Annotated in this window: 2 protein-coding genes and 2 pseudogenes; all 4 read right to left on the bottom strand. The window is 53.3% G+C overall.

Annotated features, from left to right (window positions below; genetic code table 11):
- Positions 1-507, bottom strand: a pseudogene (tssI, locus tag PMI18_RS07050) (type VI secretion system tip protein TssI/VgrG); the annotation flags it as partial.
- A 12-nt stretch (positions 508-519) separates the two neighbouring features.
- Positions 520-1,461, bottom strand: coding sequence for a PoNe immunity protein domain-containing protein (locus PMI18_RS07055; RefSeq protein WP_007904604.1), 942 nt, complete (start codon positions 1,459-1,461; stop codon positions 520-522).
- A 4-nt stretch (positions 1,462-1,465) separates the two neighbouring features.
- Positions 1,466-3,034: a hypothetical protein gene (locus PMI18_RS07060; RefSeq protein ID WP_007904601.1), complete on the bottom strand. Its 1,569-nt coding sequence runs from the start codon at positions 3,032-3,034 to the stop codon at positions 1,466-1,468.
- Positions 3,031-3,647, bottom strand: a pseudogene (locus PMI18_RS29940) (type VI secretion system tip protein VgrG); the annotation flags it as partial. The pseudogene PMI18_RS29940 and the gene PMI18_RS07060, both read right to left, overlap by 4 nt.

The following is a 3,647-nucleotide window of genomic DNA, read 5'->3' as shown; positions in this document are numbered from 1 at the left end:
TTCCTTGTGGTACAGGCAGCCGGTAATCAGCGGTTGATCGGGGTCGCCTTCGAGGAAGGTCACGAACACTTCCATGCCGACTCGCGGGATGGCGATGCCGCCGTAGGCGTTGTCGGCCCAGCCGGTGGCGACACGCAGCCAGCAGCTGCTGGTGTCATTGCCCTGACCGTCGCGATCCCAGTGGAATTGCACTTTGACGCGGCCGTATTCATCGCAGTGGATTTCTTCACCCGGCGGGCCGGTGACGATGGCGGTCTGGCTGCCCAGCACTTTGGGTTTTGGGTGTTCCAGGGCTGGGCGGAATTGCGCGTCCCACGGCGTGGCGAGGAAGCGGTTGCGGTAGCCCTGGTGGAAGTCGTCCTTGTTATGGGTAACGTCGCTGGTGATGTTCTCGCCGAGTACTTGCGGCTGTTTGCCTTCGTGGACGATTTCCAGCAACAGCCAGAGGTCGTTCCATTCGGCACGCGGGTGTTCGCTCAGGGCCATGAAGTGGCCGCTGAGCGTAATTTGTAGATAAGTTCACACATCACCGGACCAATACCAAAGCGTGTCGCCCCATTTCGAGTCACTGAAGCTTGGCATGATTTCCCCTTGTTGGAAGTGGCGTCTTGAGTTGGCTTGAGCCGGGGTGAACCAGTAGCCCGTTTTGCTGCAGGGTTCGCCAGCAACAATACGATTAATCTGGGAACCAATATCACCCTTATAGTTTCGAGCGTACTCGACCAATGCTTTCGGATACACCATGTGGTCTATTTGGCTGTCATCTATGCCGTACAAGAAGGCAACTGCACCAGCTTCAAAGGCCCAGTAACCCACGTAAATTCCTTCCTCCCCTTGAAGGTGAGTGTCGTGCCAAGGAGCTTGCTTGAAGGCTGGATACCATTGTTGGCAATATTTTTTCAGAAGTTTTGGCTGCTCTTCTTTGTCATCGCTATAAATCGCTTGAACAAGTAACGTGTATACGTCGTGATACCATTCATCTACATCGTGCCGATTAGGCATCACCTTGTTCAGTAAGGCCTCATAAAGTGTATCGTCACTCGCATATCCTGCGTCATCAATGAGTTTGACGAAGCGTGGGAGTAAGTCAGTCCGGTGTAAAAGTATACACAGGCTTATCACCTGGACTGCTTCTTCATATTGGTTTGGCCCATCGTCTATTGCCAGTGGCGATATGTTCGGGATGCCCTGATATTCGGCCAGGGCTTTTTGGCGGATTTCGTACTTTTTCACTAGTTCCTCAAGGAGAGGAATAAGGGTCTCTATATTCTCACCGGCAGTGTAGGTGGCAAGTAACTTGTCTAAAGAAAGCGTCTGAAAATATTTGGCGCGCTGAGAGGCTTCCTCTAAAGCAGAGTCAGATTTGAACTTGTTTGTTTTAAAGAATTCGATTAGCTCGTCATGTTCTCTGAGGAAATTCTCATAATGTTTTTGGCTAAAAAATTTTTGCCGTATATTCATAGTGTCATGCCTCAACCTTTAAAGTATTCAATGCGCCATGCTTTTTGGTCAGAGACTTTTTGCGCTTATTCACAAACGCTTTAACCTCTGTCTCATTGTAATGAAAGGCTTTGTGAGTGTGGTGCTCGCTTTCATTTGCATTATTTATTCTGGCCTCAGCATGCTCTTTAGGGCTGGAGCTCGGGTGGTAGAGTGGGGAATAAAATAAATGTCGACTGTAAGACGCTTCTACTTGGGCGGCGAGTATTCGATTGCCGACCGCTTTTTGAAGATTACTTAGTATCCATTCCACGCTCATCTGTACGAGTACGTCTTTGGATTTAGTAGTACTGGTTTTTGAGCTTTTGGAAGGCAGTTTTTTTGATCTGCCGGTGTTCTTGGTGCTTGGGCTTCTTTTACTACTGGTATCTTGCTCGCTTTCGATGGGTTCAAGCAGCGTGCTTGGATCGTCCAATCCTGATACACCTAACTTAGAGCCAACACCAGGTTTGCGCATGTTGTTCAGTTTACGCATGAATTTTGGCGCATCCTCGTCACGGCTTGCCTTAGCCTCAACAATGGCAAATTTCTCGCCTCCATTGTTGGAAGGGTTGGCTCGCCAAACGGCATCTATCCCCGTTCCATTAGCGCCATCAGACAGTTTGTAGAGAACGTGTTTTGCCTTGGGGCTTCCACCTGCGGAGAGTTTCCCCGTTTTACTCGCACTAGGCACACCCTCCAACCACTTCCCATCCGCCCCCTTATCATGCCCATCCCAATCCTTACCCCAACCAAACTCCACCGCGCAGATGTAATCGGCAATATGCTCCCCACTAACCCCCAGCCCTTCATTCAAAATGCTGGCTGGCGCCTGAAGGCCTACTTTGGAGGCTTCAACCTGGTTGGAATGGGTGCCGCTCGCACCGTCGGTTCCCTTTGCCGCAACAGCCGAGTCTTTGTTTGCGGGCTTTTCCGCTTTTTTGGGGTGGTTTGACCCGGAAGAGGCCGCAGAGCTATTGCGCTGCATCCCTTTCCATTTAACCAGCCGCTTCTCAACAATCCCCACCATCGCTGGCATGTTGTCGCGAGAGGTGGCGAGGACGGTGACGACCGCCGTTTTCGCCCAGTTTGGAAGGCTCTGGAAAGTGGACGAGCCTTTTACGCCGGTGATGATTTCGTCGAGTTCAGCGCGCAGTTTGCCTGCATCGAATATCTGCTTGAGCAGTTCTTCGGGGCTGGTTTTGATCCCGCATTCTTGCAATACGAAGCGAAGCAGATCGAACAGTACCGGGGCGTAGCGTTGCGGGTCTTTGTTGACGATGCGCAGGCTCTTCTTCAGGCCGTCGCCCGGTCCTGGAACCCAGCCGATGACGGCCATCAGCAGATCAAATTGCGCGTCTTCCTTGCCTGCCGTCGATTCTGCGTTGTAGAGGACGATAGAGGATTCGATGGTGTCGTAGGCGTCGATGGCCTGGCCCAGAAACGGCACTGCGCCGAGCGCGATGCCTTTTGCCAGTTCTACCGCAGCCTCTTGGTAAGCGGCGCTGCGGTCTTCGCCACCTTCGTTTGCGCTCTCAACTACTTCGTCACTCATGACAGCCTCCCTGCGGCTTTCTCCACCAATGCTTGTAAATCAACCTGGTCCGGGTCCAGGCCGAGCTTGCGTAAATCTGCGTTGACCTTTTCGTCAGAGTTCTGGACGACCGATACGCTTTCACGGTTGTAAGGTCTTGGATCCTCGCCGTAATACACCTTGGCCGGTCCTTTCGGGACATCCTCCAACCGGGCAAAGCCGTCCTCGTCCAGCACCCCCTCACGGGTCGAACCGTCTGCAAAGTCAACGCGGTAGGACGCGCCCGGGACGGGCTCAAGGTTGTCGTAATGCAGGTTCAATTCCAGCCAGGTCGGATTGGTTATGGCTTCTTTCATCAGGCGACCGGCAATGTCGGCTGCGGCGAGGCCTGGGATCAATGGGGTGAGGATACCGATTCCGCTACCGGAACCCGGCCCACCGCCGGAATTCACCTTCACCTCAGCCCCACTAATCGTCACCCCACCCGCATCAATCTTCACAAAGCTCCCGCCAGCCTTGGCCGTCAGCTCCATGCCACCCTCAACCACCACCTTCTCCCCGGCGTGGTAATGAATCTCCGTCCCGGCCTCGACAAACTGCGCCGTCCCCACCTTCACATGCTGGGTCACGCCGA

The organism is Pseudomonas sp. GM102, assembly GCF_000282555.1.
GTDB lineage: Bacteria > Pseudomonadota > Gammaproteobacteria > Pseudomonadales > Pseudomonadaceae > Aquipseudomonas.
This window is presented reverse-complemented; position numbering and strand designations above follow the sequence as displayed.

Excerpts from the sequence above, each read along its gene's own strand:
- PMI18_RS07060 (WP_007904601.1), bottom strand. The coding sequence starts at position 3,034 with ATGAGTGACGAAGTAGTTGAGAGCGCAAACGAAGGTGGCGAAGACCGC.
- PMI18_RS07055 (WP_007904604.1), bottom strand. The coding sequence starts at position 1,461 with ATGAATATACGGCAAAAATTTTTTAGCCAAAAACATTATGAGAATTTC.